Annotated in this window: 29 protein-coding genes and 1 tRNA gene; 18 read left to right on the plus strand and 12 right to left on the minus strand. The window is 61.1% G+C overall.

All coding sequences use genetic code 11. The features are described from left to right. Window positions 1-655 precede the first annotated feature (655 nt). Window positions 656-1,315 (minus strand): DUF2161 domain-containing phosphodiesterase, encoded by a 660-nt coding sequence (locus NKH12_RS17915; protein WP_352954355.1) that lies wholly within the window; start codon window positions 1,313-1,315, stop codon window positions 656-658. A gap of 140 nt (window positions 1,316-1,455) precedes the next feature. Further along, window positions 1,456-1,752, minus strand: coding sequence for a DUF982 domain-containing protein (locus tag NKH12_RS17920; protein ID WP_352954356.1), 297 nt, complete (start codon window positions 1,750-1,752; stop codon window positions 1,456-1,458). A 234-nt stretch (window positions 1,753-1,986) separates the two neighbouring features. On the opposite strand from NKH12_RS17920, the gene map reads away from it, so the two are divergent. After that, window positions 1,987-2,814 carry a type I methionyl aminopeptidase gene (gene map / locus NKH12_RS17925; RefSeq protein WP_352954357.1) on the plus strand — a complete coding sequence of 276 codons (828 nt, stop codon included), beginning with the start codon at window positions 1,987-1,989 and terminating at the stop codon, window positions 2,812-2,814. 49 nt (window positions 2,815-2,863) lie between these two features. Next, a complete protein-coding gene (gene radC, locus NKH12_RS17930; protein WP_352954358.1) occupies window positions 2,864-3,628 on the plus strand; it encodes a RadC family protein in 765 nt (254 codons plus the stop codon). Window positions 3,629-3,703: 75 nt separating this feature from the next. On the opposite strand, the gene NKH12_RS17935 is transcribed toward radC, so the two are convergent. Then, window positions 3,704-5,155, minus strand: coding sequence for an MFS transporter (locus NKH12_RS17935; RefSeq protein ID WP_502910809.1), 1,452 nt, complete (start codon window positions 5,153-5,155; stop codon window positions 3,704-3,706). 147 nt (window positions 5,156-5,302) lie between these two features. Between NKH12_RS17935 and NKH12_RS17940 the strand changes: the two genes are divergently transcribed. Then, window positions 5,303-6,211: a LysR family transcriptional regulator gene (locus NKH12_RS17940; RefSeq protein ID WP_352954359.1), complete on the plus strand. Its 909-nt coding sequence runs from the start codon at window positions 5,303-5,305 to the stop codon at window positions 6,209-6,211. Between the two features lie 27 nt (window positions 6,212-6,238). Here the strand turns inward: NKH12_RS17940 and NKH12_RS17945 are convergent, their stop codons facing one another. Further along, window positions 6,239-6,376, minus strand: coding sequence for a hypothetical protein (locus NKH12_RS17945; protein ID WP_352954360.1), 138 nt, complete (start codon window positions 6,374-6,376; stop codon window positions 6,239-6,241). Between the two features lie 434 nt (window positions 6,377-6,810). On the opposite strand from NKH12_RS17945, the gene coxB reads away from it, so the two are divergent. The 6 genes from coxB to NKH12_RS17975 all read left to right on the plus strand — a co-directional run bounded on the left by coxB (window position 6,811) and on the right by NKH12_RS17975 (window position 12,017). Then, the gene (gene coxB / locus NKH12_RS17950) at window positions 6,811-7,626 is read left to right on the plus strand and encodes a cytochrome c oxidase subunit II (RefSeq protein ID WP_077381602.1); all 816 of its coding nucleotides are present in this window, start codon (window positions 6,811-6,813) and stop codon (window positions 7,624-7,626) included. A gap of 86 nt (window positions 7,627-7,712) precedes the next feature. Further along, window positions 7,713-9,482, plus strand: a complete 1,770-nt coding sequence (gene ctaD, locus NKH12_RS17955; RefSeq protein ID WP_352954361.1) for a cytochrome c oxidase subunit I — start codon at window positions 7,713-7,715, stop codon at window positions 9,480-9,482. Continuing rightward, a complete protein-coding gene (locus NKH12_RS17960; protein WP_352954362.1) occupies window positions 9,479-10,183 on the plus strand; it encodes a cytochrome c oxidase subunit 3 in 705 nt (234 codons plus the stop codon). Before ctaD ends, NKH12_RS17960 begins: the two co-directional genes overlap by 4 nt. Window positions 10,184-10,196: 13 nt before the next feature. Next, complete coding sequence (locus NKH12_RS17965; RefSeq protein ID WP_352954363.1) at window positions 10,197-10,919, plus strand: heme-copper oxidase subunit III family protein; 723 nt, start codon at window positions 10,197-10,199, stop codon at window positions 10,917-10,919. A 31-nt stretch (window positions 10,920-10,950) separates the two neighbouring features. After that, complete coding sequence (locus tag NKH12_RS17970) at window positions 10,951-11,355, plus strand: cytochrome C oxidase subunit IV family protein (protein WP_352954364.1); 405 nt, start codon at window positions 10,951-10,953, stop codon at window positions 11,353-11,355. A 188-nt stretch (window positions 11,356-11,543) separates the two neighbouring features. Next, the gene (locus NKH12_RS17975) at window positions 11,544-12,017 is read left to right on the plus strand and encodes an aminoacyl-tRNA deacylase (RefSeq protein ID WP_065007814.1); all 474 of its coding nucleotides are present in this window, start codon (window positions 11,544-11,546) and stop codon (window positions 12,015-12,017) included. Between the two features lie 157 nt (window positions 12,018-12,174). On the opposite strand, the gene NKH12_RS17980 is transcribed toward NKH12_RS17975, so the two are convergent. The 3 genes from NKH12_RS17980 to NKH12_RS17990 all read right to left on the minus strand — a co-directional run bounded on the left by NKH12_RS17980 (window position 12,175) and on the right by NKH12_RS17990 (window position 14,862). After that, on the minus strand, window positions 12,175-12,993 hold the full coding sequence (locus tag NKH12_RS17980; RefSeq protein ID WP_065007813.1) for a DUF2189 domain-containing protein: 819 nt from the start codon (window positions 12,991-12,993) through the stop codon (window positions 12,175-12,177). Between the two features lie 405 nt (window positions 12,994-13,398). Then, window positions 13,399-14,346: a heme o synthase gene (locus NKH12_RS17985; protein ID WP_352954365.1), complete on the minus strand. Its 948-nt coding sequence runs from the start codon at window positions 14,344-14,346 to the stop codon at window positions 13,399-13,401. A 135-nt stretch (window positions 14,347-14,481) separates the two neighbouring features. Then, window positions 14,482-14,862: a c-type cytochrome gene (locus NKH12_RS17990; protein ID WP_352954366.1), complete on the minus strand. Its 381-nt coding sequence runs from the start codon at window positions 14,860-14,862 to the stop codon at window positions 14,482-14,484. Window positions 14,863-15,137: 275 nt separating this feature from the next. Here NKH12_RS17990 and NKH12_RS17995 point away from each other — a divergent pair, with 275 nt between their 5' ends. After that, window positions 15,138-16,025 carry an alpha/beta fold hydrolase gene (locus NKH12_RS17995; RefSeq protein WP_352954367.1) on the plus strand — a complete coding sequence of 296 codons (888 nt, stop codon included), beginning with the start codon at window positions 15,138-15,140 and terminating at the stop codon, window positions 16,023-16,025. Between the two features lie 77 nt (window positions 16,026-16,102). Further along, complete coding sequence (locus NKH12_RS18000; RefSeq protein ID WP_502910810.1) at window positions 16,103-16,387, plus strand: antibiotic biosynthesis monooxygenase family protein; 285 nt, start codon at window positions 16,103-16,105, stop codon at window positions 16,385-16,387. A 121-nt stretch (window positions 16,388-16,508) separates the two neighbouring features. On the opposite strand, the gene tig is transcribed toward NKH12_RS18000, so the two are convergent. Continuing rightward, a complete protein-coding gene (gene tig, locus NKH12_RS18005) occupies window positions 16,509-17,981 on the minus strand; it encodes a trigger factor (RefSeq protein WP_352954389.1) in 1,473 nt (490 codons plus the stop codon). Between the two features lie 444 nt (window positions 17,982-18,425). Here tig and NKH12_RS18010 point away from each other — a divergent pair. Both NKH12_RS18010 and NKH12_RS18015 read left to right on the plus strand, forming a co-directional pair. Then, a tRNA-Leu gene (locus NKH12_RS18010) sits at window positions 18,426-18,510 on the plus strand. A gap of 165 nt (window positions 18,511-18,675) precedes the next feature. After that, window positions 18,676-18,867 (plus strand): hypothetical protein, encoded by a 192-nt coding sequence (locus tag NKH12_RS18015; RefSeq protein ID WP_352954368.1) that lies wholly within the window; start codon window positions 18,676-18,678, stop codon window positions 18,865-18,867. Here the strand turns inward: NKH12_RS18015 and NKH12_RS18020 are convergent. Genes NKH12_RS18020 through NKH12_RS18030 form a run of 3 tightly spaced genes read right to left on the minus strand, consistent with a single transcriptional unit; the run spans window position 18,842 to window position 22,037 of the window. Continuing rightward, window positions 18,842-20,290, minus strand: a complete 1,449-nt coding sequence (locus NKH12_RS18020) for an aromatic amino acid lyase (RefSeq protein WP_352954369.1) — start codon at window positions 20,288-20,290, stop codon at window positions 18,842-18,844. The two genes, NKH12_RS18015 and NKH12_RS18020, sit on opposite strands and share 26 nt — an antisense overlap. 53 nt (window positions 20,291-20,343) lie before the next feature. Next, complete coding sequence (locus NKH12_RS18025; protein WP_352954370.1) at window positions 20,344-20,925, minus strand: GDYXXLXY domain-containing protein; 582 nt, start codon at window positions 20,923-20,925, stop codon at window positions 20,344-20,346. Next, a complete protein-coding gene (locus tag NKH12_RS18030; protein WP_352954371.1) occupies window positions 20,922-22,037 on the minus strand; it encodes a DUF2157 domain-containing protein in 1,116 nt (371 codons plus the stop codon). Before NKH12_RS18030 ends, NKH12_RS18025 begins: the two co-directional genes overlap by 4 nt. A 236-nt stretch (window positions 22,038-22,273) precedes the next feature. On the opposite strand from NKH12_RS18030, the gene NKH12_RS18035 reads away from it, so the two are divergent. Next, complete coding sequence (locus tag NKH12_RS18035; protein ID WP_091596947.1) at window positions 22,274-22,414, plus strand: DUF1127 domain-containing protein; 141 nt, start codon at window positions 22,274-22,276, stop codon at window positions 22,412-22,414. Between the two features lie 54 nt (window positions 22,415-22,468). Then, on the plus strand, window positions 22,469-22,609 hold the full coding sequence (locus NKH12_RS18040; RefSeq protein WP_023802557.1) for a DUF1127 domain-containing protein: 141 nt from the start codon (window positions 22,469-22,471) through the stop codon (window positions 22,607-22,609). A 353-nt stretch (window positions 22,610-22,962) separates the two neighbouring features. Here NKH12_RS18040 and NKH12_RS18045 read toward each other — a convergent pair whose 3' ends face one another. Then, complete coding sequence (locus NKH12_RS18045) at window positions 22,963-23,760, minus strand: hypothetical protein (RefSeq protein ID WP_352954372.1); 798 nt, start codon at window positions 23,758-23,760, stop codon at window positions 22,963-22,965. On the opposite strand from NKH12_RS18045, the gene trmFO reads away from it, so the two are divergent. The 3 genes from trmFO (at window position 23,665) to NKH12_RS18060 (ending at window position 25,759) form a co-directional block, all read left to right on the plus strand. Continuing rightward, window positions 23,665-25,077, plus strand: coding sequence for a methylenetetrahydrofolate--tRNA-(uracil(54)-C(5))-methyltransferase (FADH(2)-oxidizing) TrmFO (trmFO, locus tag NKH12_RS18050; RefSeq protein WP_352954373.1), 1,413 nt, complete (start codon window positions 23,665-23,667; stop codon window positions 25,075-25,077). The genes NKH12_RS18045 and trmFO overlap by 96 nt on opposite strands. A gap of 78 nt (window positions 25,078-25,155) precedes the next feature. After that, the gene (locus NKH12_RS18055; protein ID WP_352954374.1) at window positions 25,156-25,446 is read left to right on the plus strand and encodes a type II toxin-antitoxin system ParD family antitoxin; all 291 of its coding nucleotides are present in this window, start codon (window positions 25,156-25,158) and stop codon (window positions 25,444-25,446) included. Further along, the gene (locus NKH12_RS18060) at window positions 25,430-25,759 is read left to right on the plus strand and encodes a type II toxin-antitoxin system RelE/ParE family toxin (protein ID WP_352954375.1); all 330 of its coding nucleotides are present in this window, start codon (window positions 25,430-25,432) and stop codon (window positions 25,757-25,759) included. Before NKH12_RS18055 ends, NKH12_RS18060 begins: the two co-directional genes overlap by 17 nt. The last annotated feature ends 13 nt before the right edge of the window (window positions 25,760-25,772 follow it).

The raw sequence follows: 25,772 nt of genomic DNA on the forward strand, positions 1-25,772 counted from the left end.
CATTAATAATCCTTTTTTTCTTAGCGCCCCGCGGTGCCTGCCTACTCGACGGCGTATATTAGCTTCAAATCACATACCAACACCCCTCTGATAGAATTTTTGAGATTTTTGGTATTGCATCGAGTGCCGCAGGCCGGAATTCAGCGCAAAAAGTGCGCGCTCCTGCCAATGTCGAATTCGCGGAAACAATCCGTAGACAGTCTTGATGAACTACGAAAATATTCCTTTTTTGTTCCTAGGCGTACCGATCCGTTCGACGCGCTTGGTAACGCAAATATCAATTTGTTGTTTCTAGCTGCTGCAATCACTGTCTCCTGCTGCCGCATCTGCTCGATTTTGCGCTCTGGCGGGCGGAGACATTTGTTTGAACAATCTTGCCTCGGACGATCGCAGTTGCGATATCTCGCCGGCGACGGTGCCCATTGCCGCGTTTGAGTTTCGACGCAACCCACCTTGTCGTCGCGGCATCAACGGGTGTGCACAAGGCAGATGCGCAACTCGGAAGAGGCTGTCACGTTTCGCCTTATGCAATAATGCCTTCCACGGCTAGCGACAAACCGATACAGCCCGCCGACACTGATCGTTGCCAGGTCCGGGAGAGGTTTGTTGTCTCCCCTGCCGCGGCAAGTCGCTCAAACGACTCGGCGCCGCCTCGTCATGGAGCCGGTTGGGGCCAGCGCTGCAACGCAGCACGGCCAACGTCCGTAACCGCATAGACGCCGCGCTCGGCCCTGGCGAACCAGCCATAGACATTGTGAAGCAGGATCTTGGCAGCGCGTGGTGAAATGGTTTTCAGGTCGCGCGGGCGCTTCGGCCCGTCGACCATCGCAGCGGCACAGGCCAGCGCATCCTGCCGGTAAGCGGTCATTATCGGCGCACGCGAGCCGCGGCCGACGACAGGGTCGCCGCGCCGGCGAAGATGCTCGTCCAGCAGGCGCGATCTTCGTCTCGGGTCGCGCCGGGGCGGCAAGGCGGCCGGGCTGAGCAGCAATTCGACGTTGCCGGCGGAACCAACCCCCAGAAGCCCGAACCCGAGCCGCCGGCAAAGTGCGCGGAACCGGCGATCATGCTCGCGGCCTTTGCCGCGGGCCGACATTCGCGCCGCGAGCCAGACCTCATCGCATGACGCAGCACGATCGACACCTTGAAGTATGAGTTCGAGGTTGAACTGCAATTTCAATTCGCAGATAACGACCACGGGCGGCTCGCCGTCACGCAGTCCCACGACATCGCAGCCGCCAACTTCGCCTTTGACGGTGAATTCCAGGCCTTCAAGAAACCGCTTCACCGGGATGTAGAGAGACGTTTCCTGCATGCCGAAGCCATAGCCGATTCGTAACTGGCTGGCACAGCATCACCGAAGGGCATGCCGCTCTGGGGCAGATTTGCCGCTCTTCGAACGCATGGAAGTGTGGGATGCATTAAGCAGTTCGCTGGCACTGCCTGGCTCGGGCGTTAAGCCCGCAGCCTCCTCGCCTCGCCTCCGCGCTTGCGCGGAACCAGCATGTCCCTGGCCAGGAGGCGGCTTACCCGGCAGAACGCCATGAACGCCCGGCAAGCATCCTCGGTCTCGACCAGGTCGACCGTGGCGCCAAAGCAGGCATTGAACGCGGCCTGATAGACCGGGCCCTGCCGGCGAACCGGCCAGCCTTGCAGGAAATCCAGCGCCTGTTCGACGCTGTAGATTTCCTCGACCGGCAGGCCAGGCGCGGTCGTGATGCGCACCGGCACCTCGAATTGCAATCTGTCCATTCGTGTCTCTCCAGAACGGGTTCCCCACTTCTTGCTCAGAAATATGTCGTCAGTGCGGACGAACACTCCGGCACAGGCCGGACAGGCACAAGATGAAGCCGCAAGACATGAATATCGCCGGCTTGAGCCCATCGCTGGCAGTTCGTCCTTGAACCTTGCGCCGTCCGGTGCCAAATCTGAGAGACTTTTCGCGCGGGCTCATCAGAAGCCCTTTCTTCCGGCAAGACGGACACAATGGTCACCTATCTCGACGCCGCCACGGCACCACTCAGAAACACCGGCCAGATCCGCCTCTACGGCGAAGAGGGCTTTGCCGGCATGCGCAAGGCCTGCGATCTCACCGCGCGCTGCCTCGACGAACTGGTGTCGATTGTCGCGCCGGGCGTCACCACCGAAACCATCGACCGCTTCGTCTTCAAGTTCGGCATGGATCACGGCGCATTGCCGGCGACGCTCAACTATCGCGGCTACACGAAGTCATCCTGCACCTCGATCAACCACGTCGTCTGCCATGGCATTCCCGACAGCAAGCCGTTAAAGGACGGCGACATCGTCAACATCGATGTCACTTACATCCTCGACGGCTGGCATGGCGATTCGTCGCGCATGTATCCGGTTGGCACGATCAAGCGCGCCGCCGAGCGCCTGCTCGAGGTCACGCATGAATGCCTGATGCGCGGCATCGCCGCGATCAAGCCCGGTGCCCGCACCGGCGCCATCGGCGCCGCCATCCAAACCTATGCCGAAGGCGAGCGCTGTTCGGTGGTGCGCGATTTCTGCGGCCACGGCGTCGGCCAGCTCTTTCACGATGCGCCGAACATCCTGCACTATGGCAACGCCAGCGAGGGCGTCGAGATGCGACCGGGCATGATCTTCACCGTCGAGCCGATGATCAATCTCGGCCGGCCGCACGTGAAAGTGCTGTCGGATGGCTGGACGGCGGTGACGCGCGACCGCTCGCTGTCGGCGCAGTACGAGCACACGATCGGCGTCACCGAAACCGGCTGCGAAATTTTCACGCTGTCGCCAAAAAACCTCGACCGCCCCGGCCTGCCGGCCTAGTGTTTGTGCGAGGGCCGGATCTTTTCGGTCAAGAAAATGCGGGCGGCCTATGGGGAAAACCAGCGACGACGAACGAATCTTCTTTCCTGAGCGATCGATAAAATCGCCCGCGAAAACCACGTCGGTCGACACGTCAGTAGAAAAGCCGCATTATCTCGGTCATCGTGACCGCTTGCGCCAACGGTTCGCGGCTTCGGGTTCCGACGCTCTCCCCGACTATGAACTGCTGGAACTCTTGCTCTTTCGCCTGATCCCACGCGCCGACACCAAGCCCGTCGCCAAGGCGCTGCTGGCGCACTTCGGCACGCTGGCCGAGGTGCTTGGCGCGCCGGTTGCGCGGCTTGAGGAGATTAGCGGTATCGGTCCGGCCGTGGCGCTCGATCTCAAGATCGTTGCCGCGACGGCCCAACGTGCGGCGCGTAGCGAGATCAAAGGCCGCGAGGTCCTGTCGTCCTGGACTCAGGTTCTCGGATATTGCCGGTCGGTGATGGCCTTCGAGGAGCGCGAGCAGTTCCGGATCCTGTTTCTCGACAAGAAGAACGCGCTGATCGCCGACGAGGTGCAGCAGGTCGGCACCGTCGACCACACGCCGGTCTATCCGCGCGAAGTGGTCAAGCGCGCGCTCGAACTCTCCGCCACGGCGATCATTCTGGCGCACAACCATCCGTCAGGGGATCCCACGCCGTCGCGCGCCGACATCGAGATGACCAAACTGGTCATCGAGACGGCCAAACCGCTCGGCATCGCTGTCCACGATCACATCATCATCGGCAAGAAGGGTCATGCCAGCATGAAGGGCCTGCTGCTGATCTGACGCCCCTGTTCGAACATGCACCGGCTTCTTGTCGAAAGCGTCCGAGTTGCGTTCGGACTACGGTGCCTGTTCGCATCATGACACGCTTCCAGGCAGCGGACGGCGTGCCTCCAGAGCGCGGCTTCCAACCGCGATGGCGAGCGCGACGACGATCAGTATAGCCGCGACCGCAAACGTCATCCGCATACCGTCGGCAACGGCCTCGGGGCGCGCCGTTGTGATGTCGATCGCCTCTGAGGCGAATGCGAACACTGCACCCATAACGGATGCGCCAGTGATGAGCCCCAGATTGCGCGACAAATTGAGCAAGCCGGAAATGACGCCCCGCTGATCCGGGCGGATATCGGACATGACGGCGGTGTTGTTGGCGGTTTGGAACAGCGCATAGCCTGATGTGATGACGGCGATCGGGGCGATGTAGCCGGAGATGCCTGATACTGCCGGCATCACGGATAGAATGAAGCAACCGGCCACTATCGCGATGAGCCCAATGATGGTCATGCGTCCAGCGCCAAAACGGTCCGCTATGCGACCAGCCGGCACACCGGTCAGCGCGGCGACAAGCGGACCGACCGACATGACGATGCCAACGAGAGCCGCGTCGAGCCCGAGCGCACGAGACAGATAGAACGGCCCGACCACAAGCGTCGCCATCATCACCGTCCCAACGAGCGCGCTCATGGCGAGGCTGGCACTCAGCATCGCGTTGCGAAACGCGGCCAATCGGATCAAAGGCGACGCCACTCTCGCCTCCACAAGCACAAACGAGCCGGCTCCGAAAACGGCTGCCACCAACAGAGCCATGTTGAGCGGACCAAAACTGCCACGCCCGATCGTCATCGCGAGTGCATAGGCGCCAAGTGCCAAGGCAAGCAGCAGCGTGCCGACAACGTCGAAGCCGGCCCGATCCGTCTTCAGCCCCCGGTGATCAGCCGGCAAATAGCGATAGGCGAGAACAAGGGCCAGCAAACCCAGCGGCACGTTGACGAGGAAGATCGCCCGCCAACCGGCTCCGGCAATCAGAAGCCCGCCGAGCGATGGACCGAGAGCAGTGCCGATCGCCGACATCGTTCCGAGCAGCCCCATGGCGCTGCCGGTCCTTGCCTTCGGCACCGTCTCACCGACAAACGCCATGGTGAGGGCCATCATGATGGCCGCCCCCAAGCCCTGGGCCGCCCGGGCGGCAATCAGCAGCCACAGCGTCGGCGCGACACCAGATAGGACCGAGGCAACCGTGAACAGGAAGAGGCCGGCCAGCAGCAGCCGCCGGCGACCGATGAAGTCCCCGAGCCGTCCGACGCTGACGATCAGGGTGGTGATGGCGAGGAGATAAGCCAGCACGATCCACTGGACTTCCTGGAACGAGGCGTTGAACGCCTGCGCCAAGGTCGGCAAGGCGACGTTGGCGATGCTGACGCCGAGTGAGGACAGCAACATCGACAACGAAAGGCTGGCGAGCGCCCACCGAACCGAAGTTGCTCGTTCTGGATTTCCAGCGACTGCCCGCCCTGCATCGATCGGCTTCAACGTGAACTCCCGTTTTTCTGGCGACTCCCGAAACGGAGCTGGCAGACAGGTAGTCCTTTGCTTGATATGGCGGAAGACGCATCATTTGCACTTAATCATTGCGTTTGACGCTATATCAGATCGTGCAGACCATGCTAGGGTCCAGCCATGTCGCATCCCGATCTCAATCTGCTTGTCACCCTTGATGTGCTGCTGACGGAAGGCAGCGTGGCACGCGCCGCCAAAAGACTGCGGCTGAGCCCGTCGGCGATGAGCCGGGCGCTTGCGCGATTGCGTGAGACGACCGGCGATCCGCTGCTGGTCAGGGCTGGACGCGGCCTCGTGCCCACACCCCGAGCCATCGAGCTCCGCGAACGCGTCGGTCAGCTTGTGGAGGACGCCGAATCCGTTCTGCGTCCTGTTGAGACGCTCGACCTGAAACGGCTCGTGCGAACCTTCACGCTTCGAAACAGAGAGGGCTTTGTCGAGAATTTTGGACCGGATCTCATTGCGCGCGTCGGCCAACAGGCACCGGGCGTGCGGCTGCGTTTTGTGCTCAAGCCGGACAAGGAGAGCACGCCCATGCGCGACGGCAGCGTAGACCTGGAAACGGGCGTCGTCGGAAAGGTCACGGGGCCGGAGGTGCGTGCGCAAGCGCTGTTCCGTGATCGTTTCGTCGGTGTCGTGCGGATGGGGCATCCATTGTGCGAGCTGACGATCACCCCTGCCCGTTACGCAGCCGGCCGGCACATCCTCATCTCCCGTCGCGGGCTCGGCAGAGGGCCGATCGACGATGCCTTTGAGCCATTAGGGTTGAAACGAGAGATCGTGACGGTCGTCGGCGGTTTTTCGGAAGCTCTGGCTCTGGCGCGCGCCTCGGACCTGATCGCCAGCGTTCCCGAACGCTATACGGGTAACCTGCGCGATGGAATGTACTGTTTCCCGTTGCCGGTTCCCTTGCCGGAAATCACGGTCTCACTTTTGTGGCACCCGCGACTCGATGCCGATCCGGCTCACCGCTGGCTGCGCGGGTGCGTTCGAGACGTTTGCGCCGGAATAACTCACTGGATTGCTTAGTGGTTGAGGCGAGCGTTGCTGATCCGATCACGGCAACTCGGTGTTGCAGGTGCCGGCGATCTGGCCGACCGCCTCGCTGAACTCGGCAAGGTCGAAATCGGCCTCGCCTCGCCTCGACAGCAGCCCGAACCGCCAGGACAGCTGGAGCCGGTCTGCGGAAACCAATCGCCTGATCCCGTCGGTCCCATCCCGAACCAGCCTCCTCCCCGCGGGCCGACTGACCAGCTTTCGTAGAATCTGTCGCTTATCGCATCGGCCCGAGAATCGGGATCGATTCTCGGACGCACGATGCGCAGATAGTGAGAGTTCGTTCAGAGTGCACTGCGTCCAAGTGGACGCACGTCGCTTTAAGGCGACAACGAAAAAGGCCGCGTTGAGGGCGGTCTTCCATAATTCGGCGCTATGCCGTGTTGTTCGGCGCCTTGGCACCTTTTCTTCGCTGCAGCCTTCTTCTTCTTGGACTGTTCCGCATCATCGCCATTGCGTTTTCGGCTGACCGGAAGACCGCACTAGAATTTCGACCGGAAATCGAGCTATGATGCATTTGGCATTTCCTGGGACGGATTCGCGCCCTTGGAATGCCGGGAGGGAAACGGGATATGGCCATCGCGCTTGTACTCGTTTTGGTAGTTGTGGGCTCAGTGTTGTTCCACTTCCTGAGCCCGTGGTGGTGGACGCCGATTGCCTCGAACTGGGACTATATCGACAACACCATCATCATTACCTTCTGGATCACCGGCGTCGTCTTCGCCGCCGTCGTCCTATTCATGGCCTATTGCGTCTTCCGCTTCCGTCATCGGGAAGGCAATCAGGCGGCATACGAACCCGAGAACAAGCGGCTCGAATGGTGGCTGACGATCGTCACCGCAATCGGGGTCACGGCCATGCTGGTTCCCGGCCTGTTCGTCTGGAACCAGTTCGTCAGCGTCCCAAGCGACGCAACAGTGGTCGAAGTCGTCGGCCAGCAATGGCAGTGGAGTTTCCGGCTGCCCGGCAAGGACGGCAAGCTCGGCACATCCGACACCCGCAACGTTAGCCCTGAAAATCCCTTGGGCGTGAACGCCAGTGATGCCAACGGCCAGGACGATGTCGTCGTCGAAGCCGCCGATCTGCATCTGCCGGTCGGTAAGCCGGTCAAGATGCTGCTCCGCTCGATCGACGTGCTGCATGATTTCTATGTCCCTGAATTCCGCGCCAAGATGGACATGATCCCGGGCTCGGTCACCTATTTCTGGTTCACCCCGACCAAGACCGGAACTTTTCAGGTCCTGTGTGCCGAACTTTGCGGCCAGGGGCACCCGTTGATGAATGGCGTGGTGATGGTCGACACGCCGGAAGACTATCTGGCGTGGCTCGGCGAACAGCAGACTTTCGCGCAATTGTCGGCCCCCCAGCAGGTGGGCTCGGCAGAGTAGACGCCGGGAAAGACGGCGACGTGGTTTGAAATTGCGGCAGGACTCGAAACTGTCGAGTCTGGCCGAAAAGGGCACGGAGTGTTCTTATGGTCGATGTCACACCTGCGGATGCGGTACCGCCGGCCGAAGTCGCGGAGATGGAACTCTACCATCCGCACAGCTGGTGGACAAAATACGTCTTCTCGCAGGACGCCAAGGTCATCGCCATTCAGTATTCGGCGACGGCCACGGCAATCGGCCTGGTGGCGCTGGTGCTGTCCTGGTTGATGCGGCTGCAGCTCGGCTTCCCCGGCACGTTCGATTTCATCAGCCCCGAAGCCTACTACCAGTTCATCACAATGCACGGCATGATCATGGTGATCTATCTGCTCACGGCACTCTTCCTGGGTGGCTTCGGCAACTACCTGATCCCACTGATGGTCGGCGCGCGGGACATGGTCTTTCCCTATGTCAACATGCTGAGCTACTGGATTTACCTGCTTGCCGTGCTGGTTTTGGTGTCGAGCTTCTTTGCGCCCGGCGGACCGACCGGTGCCGGCTGGACGCTCTACCCGCCGCAGGCGATCATGACCGGCACACCAGGCGGCCAGGACTGGGGTATCATCCTGATGCTCGTCTCGCTGATCCTGTTCATCATCGGCTTCACCATGGGCGGCTTGAACTACGTCGTGACGGTGCTGCAGGCCCGCACACGCGGCATGACGCTGATGCGCCTGCCGTTGACTGTCTGGGGTATCTTCACCGCCACGGTCATGGCGCTGCTCGCCTTCCCGGCGCTGTTTGTCGCCTGCGTGATGATGCTGTTCGACCGTGCGCTCGGCACCAGCTTCTTCATGCCGGCCATCGTCGAGATGGGCGAACAGTTGCAGCACGGCGGCGGCAGCCCGATCCTGTTCCAGCATCTGTTCTGGTTCTTCGGCCACCCCGAGGTCTACATCGTGGCGCTCCCGGCCTTCGGCATCGTATCCGACCTGATCAGCACCCATGCGCGCAAGAACATCTTCGGCTACCGCATGATGGTCTGGGCCATCGTCGGCATCGGCGCGTTGAGCTTCGTGGTCTGGGCGCACCACATGTATGTCAGCGGCATGCATCCCTATTTCGGCTTCTTCTTCGCCACCACGACTTTGATCATTGCCGTCCCGACTGCGATCAAGGTCTACAATTGGGTGCTGACGCTGTGGCGCGGCGACATCCACCTCACCGTACCGATGCTTTTTGCCCTGGCCTTCATCGTCACCTTCGTCAATGGCGGGCTGACCGGGCTTTTTCTCGGCAACGTCGTCGTCGACGTCCCGCTGTCGGACACGATGTTCGTCGTTGCCCATTTCCACATGGTCATGGGCGTCGCCCCGATCATGGTGATCTTCGGGGCGATCTATCACTGGTACCCGAAGGTCACCGGCCGGATGCTGAACGAGGCAATGGGCCAGTTCCATTTCTGGGTCACCTTCCTCGGTGCCTATCTGATTTTCTTTCCCATGCACTACATCGGCCTGATGGGCGTGCCGCGCCGCTACCACGAACTGACCGCCACGACGGTGATGACCGAGTCGGCCCACGATCTGAACGCGTTCATCAGCATCATGGCGTTCCTCGTCGGCTTCGCCCAGGTCGTGTTCCTGTTCAATCTGATCTGGAGCATCCGCCACGGCCGGGAGGCCGGCGGCAATCCGTGGCGCGCCACGACACTCGAATGGCAGACGCCGCAAACACCGCCCGCCCATGGCAATTTCGGCAAGGAACTGCCGATCGTCTATCGCTGGGCCTATGACTACAGCGTGCCGGGAGCCAAGGAGGACTTTATCCCGCAAAACATGCCGGGCACCTTCGGTACCTCCAAGGAGCCGGCATGAGCGTCATCCTGGTCTTCTTGGCTGTGATCGCCGGCTTTGCCGGATGGTGGCTTTCCCATCAGCGGCTGATGGCCAAGCCATGGCTCGAGCAAGGTGTGATCGGGGACCTTGTCGGCATGGAGGGCTCGGCGCTGCCGACCGCCAAGATCGGCCTTGGCGTCTTCCTCGCTGTCGTCGGCTGCCTGTTCGCGCTGTTCACCAGCGCTTATTTCATGCGCATGGCGCTGTCGGACTGGCAGGCGCTGCCGCTGCCGCGCGTGCTCTGGTTCAACACCGGCGTGCTGGTCCTGAGCAGCATCGCGCTGCAATGCGCCTCGGTCGCTGCGCGCCGGGGCCAGATCGACACGGTCAGGCTCGGCCTCGTCACGGCGGGTCTCACCGCGCTTGTCTTCCTGATCGGACAGCTTGTGGCATGGCGGGAACTGACCGCCGACGGCTACTTGCTGACCGCCAATCCAGCCAACAGTTTTTTCTACCTGATAACCGGGATGCATGGCCTGCACATACTGGGCGGGCTGGTGGGACTGAGCAGAACAACTGCCGGCGCCTGGAACGGAACGCCGCCGGAGCGGCTTCGCCTCAGCGTCGAATTGTGCGCCATGTACTGGCATTTCCTGCTTTTCGTCTGGCTCGCCATCTTCGCGCTTCTGGCCGGCTGGGCCGCGACTTTTATCGAGATTTGCCGACAGTTGCTGACCTAGGAGGGCCGGGCGGATGGCAGACACGACTCTGACGCATATCGGTCAAACACAGCCGCGGCCGGCGGGCTTGCAAGGCGTCGCCGCCGACTGGTCCTCGGATCAGCGCGCGTTCAAGAACGTGTCCTGGGGCAAGGCCATGATGTGGATCTTCCTGCTCAGCGACACCTTCGTCTTCGGCTGCTTCCTGCTCTCCTACATGACCGCCCGCATGTCTACCCGAGTGCCGTGGCCCAATCCGAGCGAGGTCTTTGCCCTTCACATTGGCGGCTCGAATATTCCACTGATCCTTATCGCCATCATGACCTTCGTGCTGATCTCGAGCAGCGGAACGATGGCCATGGCGGTGAATTTCGGCTATCGCCACGACCGCCGCAAGACGGCGATCCTCATGCTTTTGACCGCAGCACTCGGCGCGACTTTCGTCGGCATGCAGGCCTTCGAATGGACCAAGCTGATCTCCGAGGGGGTACGGCCCTGGGGCAATCCGTGGGGTGCGGCGCAGTTCGGATCATCCTTCTTCATGATCACCGGCTTTCACGGCACCCATGTGACGTTCGGGGTGATCTTCCTGATCATCGTGGCGCGAAAGGTCTGGCGCGGCGATTACGAAACCGGGCGGCCCGGTTTCTTCACCAGCCGCAGGGGCCGCTACGAGCATGTCGAGATCATGGGGCTCTACTGGCATTTCGTCGACCTGGTCTGGGTGTTCATTTTCGCATTCTTCTATCTTTGGTGAGAGGCAGACATGGCTTTGGTGAGAGGCAGATATGGCTGAAGCAACCGCAAACGGTCTGGGGCAACATACGCTGCACGGAACTCAAGCGCATGATGCGGCAGCAGCAGGCATCGCCCCTGCCGAGGTTCATCAGGAGCACCCGATCAAGCTCTATCTGGTGGTCTGGGCATGGCTGTTCATCCTCAGCGCCTGCTCCTATCTGGTCGATTATGTCGGCCTTCAGGGCTATCTCAGATGGTCGCTGATCCTGATCTTCATGATGCTCAAGGCTGGGCTGATCGTCGCGGTCTTCATGCATATGGCCTGGGAACGGCTGGCGCTGACATATGCGATCATATTGCCGCCGATACTGGTGCTGGTGTTCGTGGCAATGATGGCCTTCGAATCAGAATACACGCTTCTCACCCGGACGCTGTTTTTTGGGGCCGAGCCCTGACGTGCAATCCGGGTAGAGGGTTTGTCGACGGCGTCTCCTGTCAAGAGCAGGAAGCGCTATTTGCGGGCCGCTTCTGTGTGCCTTGAAACAATCGACAGCTGGACCATTTTTGGTAGGGGAAACGACAGAAGCAAAATGATTGCCCTCGTTTCCATATGCGTCGCGAACTCCAGCGAGGGAGGCTCAAGATGACGATCGCAAACAGACTGAAGGACTTTATCGACGAGAAAGGAATTTCCTACGACACCGTCGAGCACCACCGCACTTCGACAAGCAGGCAGTCCGCCATAGCGGCGCATGTGCCCGGCAGCATAATGGCCAAATCGGTGGTGGTTCACCACGACGGTGGCTATGCGCTGGCCGTGGTGCCCAGCACGCACAGGATCGAGCTGGGCACGTTGCAGGACGTCATGGACCAGCGTATCGGACTCGCCTCCGAAGACGAGGTGGTTTCGCTCTTCGAGGATTGCGACACCGGCGCCATCCCGCCGATCGGCGCGGCCTACGATGTGCCGGTGATTCTGGATGAAAGCCTCGGCAATGCCGCCGACATCTATTTCGAGGGCGGTGACCACAGGACGCTCGTGCATGTCAGCGGCAAGGATTTCCGCAACCTGACCAGCGACGCACAGCAAGCCCGCTTTAGCTACCCGGCTTACTAGAGCAATTCCAGGAAAAGTGTGAAACGGTTTTCCGTCCGGAATTGCGCAACAACAAAGAGATAGAGCGGTTCGGCGTTTCCGTGAAACGATGAACCGCTCTAAAGGCTCAGGCCTTGCCGTACCGGGCGCGCTCGCCGGTGCGGCAAGGCAGGATTTTTCAGCTCGCCGGTTTGGTGGAAGCCGGCGATTCCACAACTTTGCGATAGACGTGCCAGGTGGCGTGACCGAGGATCGGCAGCACGACCGCCAACCCGGCGAACACCGGTAGCGAGCCTATGATCAGGGCGACGGCGACAATCAGGCCCCACACAGCCATCACGATCGGGTTCGCCAGGACCACGCGCACCGAGGTGTGGATTGCTTCATAGGCGCCGACGTCGCGGTCGAGCAACAACGGGAACGCGACAACCGTGGTGCACAACACGACCGCGGCGAAGACGAAGCCGATGGCGTGGCCCAGGATGATCAGCGTCCAGCCGCGTCCGGTGGCGAATATTTCACTGATGAAGCTGGAGAGCGATTCCGGCGGCGCCGGGCCGAACACCTGCTGGTAAAATATCTGCGCGGTCAAAAGCCAGGCGATGAAGATCGCAAGCAGCATGATCCCGACCGCCGCGATGGCCGGCAGCGCCGGAGAATTCCTGACCTCGAAAGCGTGACCCCACGAGGCATCGAGCCCGGCCTCCCGCCTCCGGCTGATCTCATACAGGCCGATCGCCGCGAATGGGCCGATCAGCGCAAAACCTGACACCAGCGGAAACAACAGCGGCAGCGCATTGTTGCCCGACGTCCAGACAGCGAGCACGACGCCGACAAGCGGATAGATCAGGCAGAGGAAAACGATATGCGACGGTTTGACCATAAAATCGTCGACGCCACGCTTGAGCGCGTCGAAAAGGTCGGAAACGCCGATCTTTCGAATTCTGGTGTGCTCCAGCGTCTCGCTGGCGCCTGCAATCACGTGAAAACTTGCCATGACCATTCCTCCAGACTAGGTCCGGTAAGGTCGCGATTTCACGGTGCTGCCGTTCAGCGTAACTGGCCACGCAAAACCGCGACCTGCACCATGGTCAACATACGCTCTTGCATGGGATTTGTCGCCGTCCTTTGTCTGAGGGGACGGCTCCGGTGATCCGGCTAGCTCTAACGGCCTTTCTTCGATATTCTCCAAGGTGGGTTGAAGGGTGAAGGTCATGGATGGAAAGACCGTTCTCATGCTCGGCCTTGGCGTAGTTATTCTGCTGGTGCTGGGGTTCTGCGCAGTGCCAACGTGAGGTTTGAGCAGGTTCGGGGCGGACTTCGTTCAGCAATCGCCGATTCTCAACCCAGCAAGCAATCCGAGAACATCAGGATTCAATGCAGCCACGAGGCAGGTGATGCCTCAATTTCCGCCTGACATGACGACACGCATTGCAATGGTATCGGCAAGCAGCACGGCAAAGATCGCGAAAAGATAGAAAATCGAATAGGCAAACAGCGCCTTTGCGCGTTTCATCTCCCCCCCTTCAACACACCTTTTGTCGATCAGGAGCTTCCAGGCATGCCAGATGAAACCCGCGCCCAATGCGGCCGAAACGAGCCCGTACAATCCGCTCGCGAATCCAAAAGCCCAAGGCAGCACGCCGATTGGTGCCAGGATCAGTGAATAGACGAAGATTTGTTTTCTGGTCGAAGCCTGGCCGGCCACGTTCGGCATCATGGGAATGCCGGCGGCAGCATAGTCGCCGATCTTGAACAGGGCGAGTGCCCAGAAATGCGGCGGCGTCCAGAGGAAGATGATCAGAAACAGGATGAGACTTTCAGCTCCGACGGCGCCGGTGGCCGCCGCCCACCCGATCACCGGAGGAAGGGCACCCGCAGCGCCGCCTATGACGATATTCTGCGGCGTCGAGCGTTTCAGCCACATCGTGTAGATGACGACGTAGAAGAAGATGGTGAAGGCCAGCAGCGAGGCGGCAAGCCACCCCACCAGCACGCCGAGCGTCATGACCGAAAGTACGGAAAGCACCAGGCCGAAGCCGAGAGCTTCGCCTGGCATGACCCGGCCTGACGGGACCGGCCGCTTTGATGTGCGCGACATCAGCGCATCAATATCGGCATCGTACCACATGTTGAGTGCCCCGGCCGCTCCCGCTCCAACCGCAATTGCACTGATTGCAATCACGGCGATGGCCGGATTCATCGCCCCAGGCGCCACCATCAGGCCGACGAAGGCGGTAAAAACAGCAAGCGCCATGACGCGTGGTTTCAGAAGCGCGAAGAAATCACTGACCGTCGCTTCAGATATCTGGATACCGGTATCCTTGAGGCCGCTTTCCCTAGCCGACATTTCAGGCGACCACCGATGGGGACAGGCAATCTGGCCGCGCCAGCGGCCGGCGGAAGAGCCAGGTTACTTCCTGGCGGAAGAACCGGGTTACTTCCTGGCGGAAGAACCGGGTTACTGCCTGGCGGAAGAACCGGGTCATTTGGAGAATTGCTTCAGATAGGCGATGACGTTGGCGAGATCCTCGTCCTTCTTGAGACCGGGAAACGCCATCTTCGTGCCTTTGATCATGGCCTTCGGATCGCGAAGGTAATTCGTCAGCGTGGCTTCGTCCCATTTGACGCCGGATTTGCCCGCCTCGGTCATGGGTTTGGAATATTTGAATCCCGGATGCGTGCCGGCCGTCCGGCCGATAACGCCGCTCAACGACGGACCGATCTTGTTCTTGTCCTCGTCGACGACATGGCAGGCCTTGCATTTGGCGAAGACCTTCTCACCCGCGGCGGCATCCTGTGCCTGAGATTGGCTCGTGATAAACGTCGCAACGGACACGACGGCGAAAAACGCGATTGCACGCATGGCATTTCCTCCCCGATCGCCAAATCTGCCTTGGACGATCTGCGCCTGCCGACACTTCGTCAGCATGCGCCCCTTGCACGACAGAGCGGAATATCCGCGTCTCCCGCATGGAATTGCGGCATCTACTTACCACAGAATCCGGCCGGCAGATAGATTGCCGCCGAAGCGATGAGGCAGCTCGATCGGCGTCGAGCGCGATCGGAACGCATACCGGCTAAAGGCGTTAGACCAGCTACGGTTCACCGTCCACGAGATCAAAGATCAGAGAAGCGTCCATGAACGACAGGAGCGTCCTGGAGGTGCGCCACGGCACCCGCACGATCGATGGCGACACGGTCTTTTACAGAGAAGCAGGTCCTGACGCCGCGCCGGTGCTGCTGCTTCCGCATGGCTATCCCTGCTCATCCTTCCAGTATCGCCGGCTGATGCCGGCGCTCGCCGACCGGTGGCGGACGGTCGCGCCGGATTTCCCCGGCTTTGGCTACAGTGGAACCCCCGATCCGGCACGGTTCGGTTTTGATTTCGACGCCTATGCAACTTTCCTGGAGCGGTTTACCGATGCGCTGGGGCTCGGCAGCTACGCGCTGTGGCTGCACGATTACGGCTCGCAGATCGGCCTGCGTCACGCTATAGCGCACCCATCGCGGATCAAGGCCCTCATCATCCAGAATGGCGACATCTACGCGGATGCTCTTGGCCCTAAATACCAAACGATCCGGCGCTTTTGGCGGGATCCTTCACCAGCGAACCGTGCGCCGCTCGAACAGGCGGTGAGCGAAGACGGCTTTCGCGCCGAGTTCGTCGGCGAAGTCGATCGCGACGTCGCTCGACGTGTCCCGCCCGATATGTGGAAGTTGCATTGGCCGCTAATGAATACGCCTGTGCGCCGTGCGCTTTCAGTCGGACTGATGGAGAAGCTAAAGGCTAATCTCGACTGGTTCGCTCGTTACCAGGAATACCTGCGCGAGCAGCGGCCGCCGGCAATGATCCTTTGGGGGCCGAGGGACGAATACATGCCCGAGCCGGCTGCGCGCGCCTATCTGCGCGATCTCCCCGAGGCCGAGCTGCATTTGCTGAACGACGCAGGGCACTGGCTGCTGGAGACCCATTTCGAGGTCGCCCTGCCGTTGGTGCGACGGTTTCTTGGCAAGGTCCTGGGGTAGTTGCCCGCACAACACCGCAGTGGATCCAGCGATCGCTGCCCCCTCCTCATCAACACCCATCGAGAGGAGCGCACTCCATGATCGACAACGCCACAATCGCCCGGATCTGGCGGGGAAGGACACGCCGTGATCTGGCAGACGCCTACGAGCCCTATCTACGCCGCGAACGCATTCCGCCGCTTCAGGAGAAGGCACTTGGCGTGCAGTTGTTTCGCGAAGATCGCGAAGAAGAAACAGAGTTCGTGACGATCTCGTACTGGCCTGACGTCGAAGCCATGGCGAGCTTCACCGGCGGCGACCCGCACAAGATCCACCACCTGCCGCGTGACGAAGAGTTTCTCATTGAACTGCCAAGCGAGTGACGGTGATGCGGATCCTCGTCAATCAATTGCCTCGCGACTAGGGCAGCGGCGGCCTTGCGACGTCGGCAGCAACGAAAAGGCCGCCCCGTGGGCGGCCTTTCACATCCAGCAGAATGCCGTGTTATTCGGCGTCCTTGGCAGCTTTCTTCTTCGGCGCGGCCTTCTTCTTGGGCTCCTCCGCATCGTCGGCCTTCTTGGCGTCGGCCTTTTTCGCAGCGGCTTTCTTCGCCGGCTTTGCCTTGGCCGTCTCGGTGTCCTCGTCGTCGGCCATCAACTCTTCCTTGCTGACCTTGACGTCGGTGACGGAGATCTGGCCGAGCAGATGGTCGACCACCTTCTCCTCGAACAGAGGCGCACGCAGCGTGTTCAGCGCTTCGGGATTGCTGCGGTAGAATTCGAAGGCTTCCTGCTGCTGGTTGGCCGGATAGCGGCGCACCTGCTCGAGCAGGCCGCGCTGCAGTTCCTCGTCCGACACGGTGACGCCGGCCTTCTCGCCGATCTCGGCGAGAACCAGGCCGAGACGCACACGACGCTCGGCAAGCCGCATATACTCGGCGCGTGCCTCTTCTTCCGTCGTCTCCTCGTCGGCGAAGGTGCGGCCGGCGGCTTCCAGATCGCGGTTGACCTGGTTCCAGATATTGTTGAACTCGGCCTCGACGAGCTTCGACGGCGCCTCGAACGAGTAGGCGGCATCGAGCTGGTCGAGCAGCTGGCGCTTGATCTTCTGGCGCGTCATCGAACCGAACTGGTTCTCGATCTGGCCGCGCACCACTTCACGCAGGCGCTCCAGCGACTCCAGGCCGAGATTCTTGGCCATCTCGTCGTTGATTTCCAACGCACCTGGCTTGGACACTTCCTTGACGGTGACGTCGAAGGTGGCTTCCTTGCCGGCAAGATGCGCCGCCTGGTAGTTTTCCGGGAACGTGACAGTGACCTGCGTCTCGTCACCGGCCTTGCTGCCGACGAGCTGGTCCTCGAAGCCGGGAATGAATTCCTTGGAGCCGAGCACCAGCGGCTGGTCCGTGCCGGCGCCGCCGCTGAAGGCTTCGCCGTCGATCTTGCCGACATAGTCGATCGTCACGCGGTCGCCTTCGGCGGCCTTGCCGGCCTTCGGCTCGTAGGTGCGCGCCGATTCGGCGACACGCTGGACCTGCTCGTCGATTTCGGAATCCGGCACGTCGAACACCTGACGCGTCACTTTGATGTCGGAGAAATCCTTGATCTCGATCGGCGGAATGATCTCGTAGTTCAGGCGGAACTCGAAGTCTGCGCCGCCGGCCAGGATCTTCTCGGCCTCCTTCTCGTCCTCGGTCATGATCACTTCGGGCTGCATGGCAGCCTTTTCGCCGCGCCCGGTAATGATCGAACGGGTCGAATCGTTGAGTATCTCGTTGACCACTTCGGCCATGAACGACTTGCCGTAGACCTTGCGCAGGTGCTGCACCGGCACCTTGCCGGGGCGGAAGCCGTTGATGCGGACCTTGTTCCTGGCATCAGACAGCCGCGCCATCAGCTTGGCTTCCATGTCACCCGCCGGCACGGTGATCTTGATCTCGCGCTTGAGACCGGAGTTGAGCGTTTCGGTGACCTGCATCATAGAACCTTTGTTTCCACCAATGAGCAGCCAAACGGCTCCTGCCGTTTACAGCCTGCCGGTATTATCTTGCCGGGAATGGCTTTTGGTGCGGGACTTGGCGATCTGTCCGCCCAACGCGGCTCAAATCCTTCAGAAATACGCTCCAAAATGTGAATAAGTCTTTGTTTTTCCTACTTCTTATCACATTCTGCAGAAGCGGATCGTCGCATCCCGTCACATTCGACACGCCTTTTGTCACAGGCCCGGCCAATTTTCAACCATCTTCGCATCTACAGCGCCGCGCGTCCTCTTGGACGCGCAAAGGACGCTAGGACCTTCATTTTAGCACGTGATCCTTTCCGAAAATCGCTTTTTCGATTTTCGGGATCATGCGCCGGCGAACGGCCCTTATTTTGACCGCGACATTGACAGAATGATGACTACATGGGATTGCCGGGCGACGCGGATGTGGCGGAATTGGTAGACGCCCTGGATTTAGGTTCCAGTGCCGAAAGGCGTGGGGGTTCGAGTCCCTTCATCCGCACCAAGTTTTTCACCAGAAACTGGAAACGCTGGCGTCTCTAGATGGCGCGTTGTTCGGGAGGGCATCAATCGGCCCTTCTGAAAGCTGATCCTGCTCAAGACGACTGCCGGGAACCAGCCTCGGCGAGCCACGTTGCTAAATCATGGACCTTCACAAAAGGATCGTGCAATGGCGAAAGACCTACCTCGCGAAAAAGAGCAACGCGGCACCGGAAAGGTCTTCATGTGGGGCGCCGTGATCATCGCTGTGCTTTTTGTCGCCCTAATGGCCGTGTTCATCCTCGGGCCGTTTCTGGTCTTAAGCCGCCATTTGGGCATCGCGAAACTCCAGCCGCCTACTCCTCGAAGACCTGGCGGGTGAACCATTCTGCCAGTTTCGCGAGTTCAGGCCCCAGCACGCGATCGTCACCGACCGGCGGCACGATGCTTCTTATATCCGCGACGAACGACTGAAGCGCCGGAGGAGCCACGCGCTCGGTGACATGCAATGCCTGCGAGGCGATCACAGCCAGCATCGCCATCGCGGCATCGAGGCAGCGGCCGGCGCGTGCCTCCTTCGTCCAGGCGAGGAACACCGTCGTGGCGACATCGTCCTGGCCGGCGCCGGCCGATTCCGTTCCCGGGATAAAGGTGCGCTGCGCCGAAAGTTTCGCCTGCTCCAGATAACCCGTGATCGCCATCGGCACATAGCCGACATTGCCGTGACCGTCGCTGTCGCTCCAATCCCTCCCCGTCAAAAGCAGATCGGGCAGGAGCGACACCTTGCCGTTCAAAAGCTTCGAAGCGTGGCGGTCGCACAAGAGGCAGATATCGGCCCATATCGCTGCCAGATCGTCCAGGGCAGGTGTTGCCATGGCATTGTGATAGCCGCCGGTGCTGATGCAGCGCCCGAGCGGATGCCCGTCGTCAGGCGGGATGTAGACCGGATTGTCCGATACCGAAGCGAGCGACACGGTGGCCGCCCGCTCCGCCGATGCAAGCGCGCGATGCGCGTGCCCGAGGATGCGAGGGACGATGCGGTAGCTGACCGGTGCCTGGTAATTGCGGCGCCCGGTGCCGGCGCCGGCAAGGAACTCCCTCAATCCCCTCAGGGCCGCCGCTTCGTGTTCATCGCCCCAAAGCGCATCGAGCGCCGGGTCGTAATGTTCGAGCGGCGCGCGAAACGCCTCGATCGAAAGCGCAAAGACTTTTTCGGCAAGGCGAATGCGGCGGCGAGCCGCCAAGGCCGCGTCGGCCACGAGTGCGGCAGCGCAAGGCGAACCGTTGATCAGCGAGCCTCGTTCCTTGACTTCCAGGTCGAAGCGCGTCGAAAGCTCCGCAAACAGCGGATAGAGCGCGAGGATTTCACCGGCACCGCCCTGACCGGAGGATGGCACCATGGGCATCGGTCCGCCGTCCAGCATCGCGACGACGGCGAGCGCCACGCGCGGTGTCGTCGCGGCATTTCCCTCGAGGAAATTCGCCAGCCGGGCGAGCACGATCGCCCGTACCACGCGGTCTGGCAAAGGCTCGCCGAACGATGTGGCGGCTGCGAACGCCTTGATGCGCGCATGGCGACCCCGCTCGCCAAGTTCGAGCTGCCTGCTCGCCAGTTCTCCCATAGCGGTGGTTACGCCATAGATGACCGGTACAGGGTCGGTCTCGATGAGACGCAGGAACGACGCGCGACACTCTGCGATGCGCTGCAGGGCCTCGCCACTGATTTGCACCGTGTCTTTTTTCCAGGCGACGCGGAAAACGGAGCTGAGATTTATGTCTTCTCGTGTCGTCAGGATAGTTGTCATGTTTGATGCTGTCCGATTGGCCACGCTTTCCCAATTTCTGATCCGGGCCAATTCTAATAAAGTGGTTCCTCGAACAGCGTCTTGTCGCCGTCTATCAGCGCCTTGATCTGCGCGGCTCCATCGGCTGCGATTGCGACGCGGATGCCGAACGGCCGCACTCGCATATCGTTCTGGATCGCTATTCCCTCGCCTTCCGGCAGGTAGAAACGTTCAATGCCGTAATCCGGCGCGATCGTCGTTGCTGCGCTGAGATCCCACCCCGCAGCCACATGCCCGACGATATCGGCTTCGTCGGATGCTGCCGGCGCCGGCGCTTGCCCGAACCAGGCCGTGGTTGCGCCCCAATAGCCGTCGGCGCCCTGCTTCAGCCTGACCACGATCGGCGTATCGTCGCTCGTCAGCTTACCGGCCGGAACGTTGGCGATCAGCTTCACCGGTATACGCGAAATGTCGTAGCTGAGCATAATGTAGTCGCCGCGCAGGAGATCGCGCGGATCGACCGGTTCGACCCTCAGCAGCACTTGTTTGCCGTCGCGCAGGATCGCCGCCCGGCCGGTGATGATCCAGCTCAGGAAGCCGATCTGGACGAGCGCCAGCACAACCGCCGAAACGATCAGCCTTTTACCGGTCATCATGCCGCCGCTCCTTCCACGCTCGGGGCCCTCATGCGCTTTTCCACGCGGAGGATGACAAAGGCAAGGATGCCGAGAAGCACAGCTGCCGCCAGGAAGAAGCCTGCCGTGTCGAGCATCGACTGCAACATCACCACGTAGATGATGGCGAGTTCGAAGGCGAAGCCGGCATAGCCAACCCAGCGCAAGCCCCTGCTGTCGCGGCCGCCCAGCACGATTGCCGCGACAATGCCGGCAAGCGCAACGGCCGAGGCGATGGCAAAGCCGCTGTTGTTGCTCTCACCGGCAAGTTCGAACTGGATCATCGCTAGGCCGGTGAGAAATCCGACCAGCGCGTGCAAGGGCAGCCGGCCACCCAGCCGCAATATCCAGTCGACGGGCTCGGCAGCGAAGATCGCAGCCGAGAAAAGCAGCACCGACACGACGACGAGCGGCACAGCGACCTGCAGCGTTTCGTATTCCGTAAACAACAGCACGAGATAGAAGATGACCGACTGGATGATCAGGTGGCGCGCCGCCGGGCTGCGGGTCCAGAACGAAATGGCAAATAACACGATCGCCATGACGACGAAGAGATGCGGGAATTCCGTGCGACTGAAATAGTCGAAGCCCTTCAGGAACAGCCAGGCATCGGCAATGCCGACGGCAGCGACGGTCAGCGGGTTCGAGCGCAGCGCAACCGCCGCCAAGGCCGTGCCCGCGCCCCAGGTGATCAAGGCCGATGTCTCGTCGCCGGACAAATGATACATCTGGCCGATGAGCGCGATCGATCCGCCGAATGCCGCCGCGGCGACGATCCAAAGTGCCTCGCCGAGCGCAGCATGGTCGCGTGTCTTCAGCACCGCTCCGCCGACATAGCCGGCGAGGATGATGGCGAAGAGCGCTGCCACCCGCGCCATCCGCGGGATGGCTTCCCAATTGGCGGTGACGAAGATCAGGACGGCCGCACCAAAAAGCAGCGCTGCCATCATCGCCAGGATCGAACCGAAGCTTAGCGATTTGCGCTCATTGGCCTCGACGTCGCGCGTCAGTGCGTCGGCCGTAGAGGCATCAACCAGGCCAGCCTGCACCCATCGTGCGATGTCGGTCCTGACGCGTGACGAATAGCTCGCCATGCCTTTCTCCCCAGATTGGTCTTTTTTTCAGCCGATCCGGCCAAACCGTTGACGCTACGGCATTTTCCGATTCGGGTTTATCTGTGTCGAAGACGTGAGTTGGCGGTGATGGTGCGTTGCACAATTTGCATTGCTGCTATGCACCAATAGCGCTTTTAAATCGATATGACCCCACCTATCTTCACGTCGTACACAAAGACGGAATGATCCGAAAGAAAGACGAAACGAGAAATACCATGAACCTGATCCGCAACTACCGCAACTGGCGCCGCTACCGGGACACCGTTTCCGAGCTGAGCCGCCTGAGCACCCGCGAACTGACCGACCTCGGCATCAGCCGCAGCGACATCCACTACGTCGCCCGCAAGGCGGTCTAATCCTCTTCGGACCGCAAATGGTCCGAACCAGTTTGACTTGAAAAGAGAACGACAATGAACCTGATCCGCAACTATCGTAACTGGCGCGTTTATCGCTCGACGGTTACCGAGCTGGGTCGCCTTTCGAACCGCCAGCTGCATGATCTCGGCATCGTCCGCGAAGAGATCAAGAGCATCGCCCGCAAGGCGATCTAGTCAAGGAATTTCGCCAGGGTCGACCTCCTCCCCGACCCTGACGGATACGGTCAGCCTTTACCTCCTCCCGAGGGTTGACCACAAAAACGGCGCCCGCCGCACCTCCTCCCGCGGCGGGCGCTGTTTAAAAGGACGAAACGAGTTTCGTTCTGGGGTTTCGCCCCCTTCATCAGGCGAAAGGAATTTCGTCAAAGCCGACCTCCTCCCCGGCGATGACGAATACGGTCGATCTTCACCTCCTCCCGAGGATCGGCCAGCAAAACGACACCCGCCGGACCTCCTCCCCCGGCGGGTGTTGTTGTTTTTCAGGGTCGAGGCACTCTGAGAGCCGTTTAGCGGGACGCCCCTGTCCGTCAGTCCAGCGCACCGCTTTCCAGCACGCCCCGTTTCTTCCACTGGCCCAGCGGAAAAATGTCCGGTGCGCCGCCCATCGGCGCATACCAGGAATCCACCACCCATTCGGTGTCCCCGCGGTCGCTGATCACCGCTGTCCAATGGGGATAGCGTCCGTCGACAAACAGGCCTCGCGAAGCCTTGTCCTCGACCTTGTGAAACCTGAGCAGTTTTCGCTCGGCAAGATAGACCAGCAGCGCATGCGTATTGGTCGATTCGTCGACACAGTCCATCTGGCCCCTGATGCGCGATGCACCGAATTCCGACTGCGGCAGATCGCGAATGCCGGTGGCCCGGAAAATGCGCTGCTCGAAATAGCGGACAGCCTTCGAAATAGCGGAGCGCTCGGCTTGCGGCGAACCCGCACCCGCACGCAGGATAGAGCGGAAACGCGCGCCGTCACCGGGGCCGAGCGCCAGCATCGTCCGATAGTTGCAACTGTAGCCGTGGCATATGGGGATCCGCTTGGAAGCCGTCGCGGCCAGTTCGCCGGCGGCCGCCGATCCGCCCATGGCGATCACGACTGTCAAAAAGGTCGCTCTGGCAAAGATCCCGAGACTCCCATCCATTCTCCGACAGTAGATGATTGCAGCCCTTAGCGCCAACAGCGCCGCTAACTCGGGCAATTGCAATCGCAGCAACAAGCGACTATTTCGGCGCTCATGAGCAAGAATCCCATTCACGTCATCGGCGGCGGTCTCGCCGGCTCCGAAGCCGCTTGGCAGGCGGCCGAAGCCGGCGTTCCAGTCGTGCTGCACGAAATGCGTCCCGTCCGCGGCACCGATGCGCACAAGACGGATGGGCTGGCCGAGCTCGTCTGTTCCAATTCCTTCCGCTCCGACGATGCGCAAACCAACGCCGTCGGCCTGCTGCACGCCGAAATGCGGCTGGCCGGTTCGCTGATCATGAGCGCCGGCGATGCGCACCAGGTGCCGGCCGGTGGCGCGCTGGCCGTCGACCGCGACGGATTTTCCGAAGCGGTGACCAAAAAGCTCGAAGCGCACCCGCTCATCACCATCCAGCGCGAGGAGGTGCCCGGCCTGCCGCCGGCGGAGTGGGACCAGACGATCATCGCCACCGGCCCGCTGACCGCGCCGTCGCTCGCCCAATCGATCGCGGAAGTGACCGGCGCCGATGCGCTCGCCTTCTTCGACGCCATCGCGCCGATCGTGCATTTCGACACGATCGACATGGACATCTGCTGGTTCCAGTCACGCTACGACAAGGTCGGGCCTGGCGGCACCGGCAAGGATTACATCAACTGCCCGATGGATAAGGAACAGTACCTTGCTTTCGTGCAGGCGCTTGTCGATGGCCAGAAAACCGAATTCAAGCAATGGGAAGGCACGCCCTATTTCGACGGCTGCCTGCCGATCGAGATCATGGCCGAGCGCGGCGTCGAGACGCTGCGTCATGGGCCGATGAAGCCGATGGGGCTGACCAATGCGCACAATCCATCGGTGAAGGCCTCTGCCGTCGTGCAACTTCGCCAGGACAATGCACTGGGCACGCTATACAACATGGTCGGCTTCCAGACCAAGCTGAAGCACGCCGAGCAGGTGCGCGTGTTCCGCACCATCCCGGGCCTCGAAAACGCCGAATTCGCCCGCCTCGGCGGTCTGCACCGCAACACCTATATCAATTCGCCGACGCTGCTTGACCATTCGCTGCAGCTGAAATCGCGGCCCGGCCTGCGTTTCGCCGGCCAGATCACCGGCTGCGAGGGCTATGTCGAAAGTGCCGCCATCGGCCTGCTTGCCGGGCGCTTTGCCGCCGCCGAGCGGCTGGGCCAAGCGCCGGCGCTGCCGCCGATGACCACAGCCTTTGGCGCGCTGCTCAACCATATCACCGGCGGTCACATCGTTTCGGACGACGAACCGGGAAAGCGCTCCTTCCAGCCGATGAACATCAATTTCGGCCTATTCCCCCCGGTAGAAGCGCCGAAAGCCGAGGGAAAGCGCCTGCGCGGCAAGGACAAGACCGTCGCGAAGCGGCGTGCAGTGACATCGCGCGCGCTGGCCGACTGCCGCGAATGGCTGGGGCTGGCGTCATTGGCGACGGAAGCCGCGGAATAGTCCGCCTGTCTTTTCTTGTCGATCGGTCGACAGGAGAGTAGGATAGTATCCTACCCTCCATCACAGGGGAGCAATTCCATGGAGCCCGCCGAGAAACTGTCAGTCACCGTCACGCCCGCCATGGCGCGCATGATCCGCGAAAAAGTCGAGGACGGCTCCTTCGGATCGGCAAGCGAGGTCATCCGCGCAGCGCTTCGCGCCTTCCAGCGCGAAGAGGAAGAGCATGCCGAGCGCATGGCGTCGATCAGGGCGCGCGTGAAGGCGTCGATTGAGGATACGAGACCGAACCTTTCTGGGGAGGAGGTGCGCGACCGTCTTAAGGGATTTTTCGCGCAGTATTCGAGCCGCGCCGATGATTCGGCGGCTTGAGGTCGAGTATCGCGAAAGCGCCAGCGATGATCTGGCAGCAATTTTCAGACACATCGTCGAAGCTAGCGGAAGTGCTGACATCGCACTGAAGTTCGTTCTGCGTATCGAAGACCACTGCCAAAACATCGGCAATGCCCCTCGCGGTGGCCGCCCGCGCCATGACATCGTGCCAGGATTGCGAACGGTACCCTTCGAGCACTCCGCCATCGCCTACGTTGTCGATGGCGATCTCGTCCGCATCGTCAACATCTTCTACGGCGGCCGCGACTATGAGACGCTGATGCGCGATGGCGGATCGAGCGATCGATCATGATGGACAAGTTACT

This window comes from Mesorhizobium sp. M1322 (assembly GCF_040318085.1).
GTDB lineage: Bacteria > Pseudomonadota > Alphaproteobacteria > Rhizobiales > Rhizobiaceae > Mesorhizobium.

Excerpts from the sequence above, each read along its gene's own strand:
- NKH12_RS18030 (WP_352954371.1), bottom strand. The coding sequence starts at position 22,037 with ATGGCGAGCTATTCGTCACGCGTCAGGACCGACATCGCACGATGGGTG.
- NKH12_RS17915 (WP_352954355.1), bottom strand. The coding sequence starts at position 1,315 with ATGCAGGAAACGTCTCTCTACATCCCGGTGAAGCGGTTTCTTGAAGGC.
- NKH12_RS18025 (WP_352954370.1), bottom strand. The coding sequence starts at position 20,925 with ATGATGACCGGTAAAAGGCTGATCGTTTCGGCGGTTGTGCTGGCGCTC.
- NKH12_RS17970 (WP_352954364.1), top strand. The coding sequence starts at position 10,951 with ATGGCTGAAGCAACCGCAAACGGTCTGGGGCAACATACGCTGCACGGA.
- NKH12_RS18060 (WP_352954375.1), top strand. The coding sequence starts at position 25,430 with ATGATTCGGCGGCTTGAGGTCGAGTATCGCGAAAGCGCCAGCGATGAT.
- NKH12_RS17980 (WP_065007813.1), bottom strand. The coding sequence starts at position 12,993 with ATGGCAAGTTTTCACGTGATTGCAGGCGCCAGCGAGACGCTGGAGCAC.
- NKH12_RS18015 (WP_352954368.1), top strand. The coding sequence starts at position 18,676 with ATGGCGAAAGACCTACCTCGCGAAAAAGAGCAACGCGGCACCGGAAAG.
- NKH12_RS17995 (WP_352954367.1), top strand. The coding sequence starts at position 15,138 with ATGAACGACAGGAGCGTCCTGGAGGTGCGCCACGGCACCCGCACGATC.
- NKH12_RS17990 (WP_352954366.1), bottom strand. The coding sequence starts at position 14,862 with ATGCGTGCAATCGCGTTTTTCGCCGTCGTGTCCGTTGCGACGTTTATC.
- NKH12_RS18035 (WP_091596947.1), top strand. The coding sequence starts at position 22,274 with ATGAACCTGATCCGCAACTACCGCAACTGGCGCCGCTACCGGGACACC.
- NKH12_RS17985 (WP_352954365.1), bottom strand. The coding sequence starts at position 14,346 with ATGTCGGCTAGGGAAAGCGGCCTCAAGGATACCGGTATCCAGATATCT.
- map (WP_352954357.1), top strand. The coding sequence starts at position 1,987 with ATGGTCACCTATCTCGACGCCGCCACGGCACCACTCAGAAACACCGGC.
- radC (WP_352954358.1), top strand. The coding sequence starts at position 2,864 with ATGGGGAAAACCAGCGACGACGAACGAATCTTCTTTCCTGAGCGATCG.
- NKH12_RS18020 (WP_352954369.1), bottom strand. The coding sequence starts at position 20,290 with ATGACAACTATCCTGACGACACGAGAAGACATAAATCTCAGCTCCGTT.
- NKH12_RS18040 (WP_023802557.1), top strand. The coding sequence starts at position 22,469 with ATGAACCTGATCCGCAACTATCGTAACTGGCGCGTTTATCGCTCGACG.
- coxB (WP_077381602.1), top strand. The coding sequence starts at position 6,811 with ATGGCCATCGCGCTTGTACTCGTTTTGGTAGTTGTGGGCTCAGTGTTG.
- trmFO (WP_352954373.1), top strand. The coding sequence starts at position 23,665 with ATGAGCAAGAATCCCATTCACGTCATCGGCGGCGGTCTCGCCGGCTCC.
- NKH12_RS17960 (WP_352954362.1), top strand. The coding sequence starts at position 9,479 with ATGAGCGTCATCCTGGTCTTCTTGGCTGTGATCGCCGGCTTTGCCGGA.
- NKH12_RS18000 (WP_502910810.1), top strand. The coding sequence starts at position 16,103 with ATGATCGACAACGCCACAATCGCCCGGATCTGGCGGGGAAGGACACGC.
- tig (WP_352954389.1), bottom strand. The coding sequence starts at position 17,981 with ATGCAGGTCACCGAAACGCTCAACTCCGGTCTCAAGCGCGAGATCAAG.
- NKH12_RS18055 (WP_352954374.1), top strand. The coding sequence starts at position 25,156 with ATGGAGCCCGCCGAGAAACTGTCAGTCACCGTCACGCCCGCCATGGCG.
- NKH12_RS17920 (WP_352954356.1), bottom strand. The coding sequence starts at position 1,752 with ATGGACAGATTGCAATTCGAGGTGCCGGTGCGCATCACGACCGCGCCT.
- NKH12_RS17940 (WP_352954359.1), top strand. The coding sequence starts at position 5,303 with ATGTCGCATCCCGATCTCAATCTGCTTGTCACCCTTGATGTGCTGCTG.
- NKH12_RS17965 (WP_352954363.1), top strand. The coding sequence starts at position 10,197 with ATGGCAGACACGACTCTGACGCATATCGGTCAAACACAGCCGCGGCCG.
- ctaD (WP_352954361.1), top strand. The coding sequence starts at position 7,713 with ATGGTCGATGTCACACCTGCGGATGCGGTACCGCCGGCCGAAGTCGCG.
- NKH12_RS17975 (WP_065007814.1), top strand. The coding sequence starts at position 11,544 with ATGACGATCGCAAACAGACTGAAGGACTTTATCGACGAGAAAGGAATT.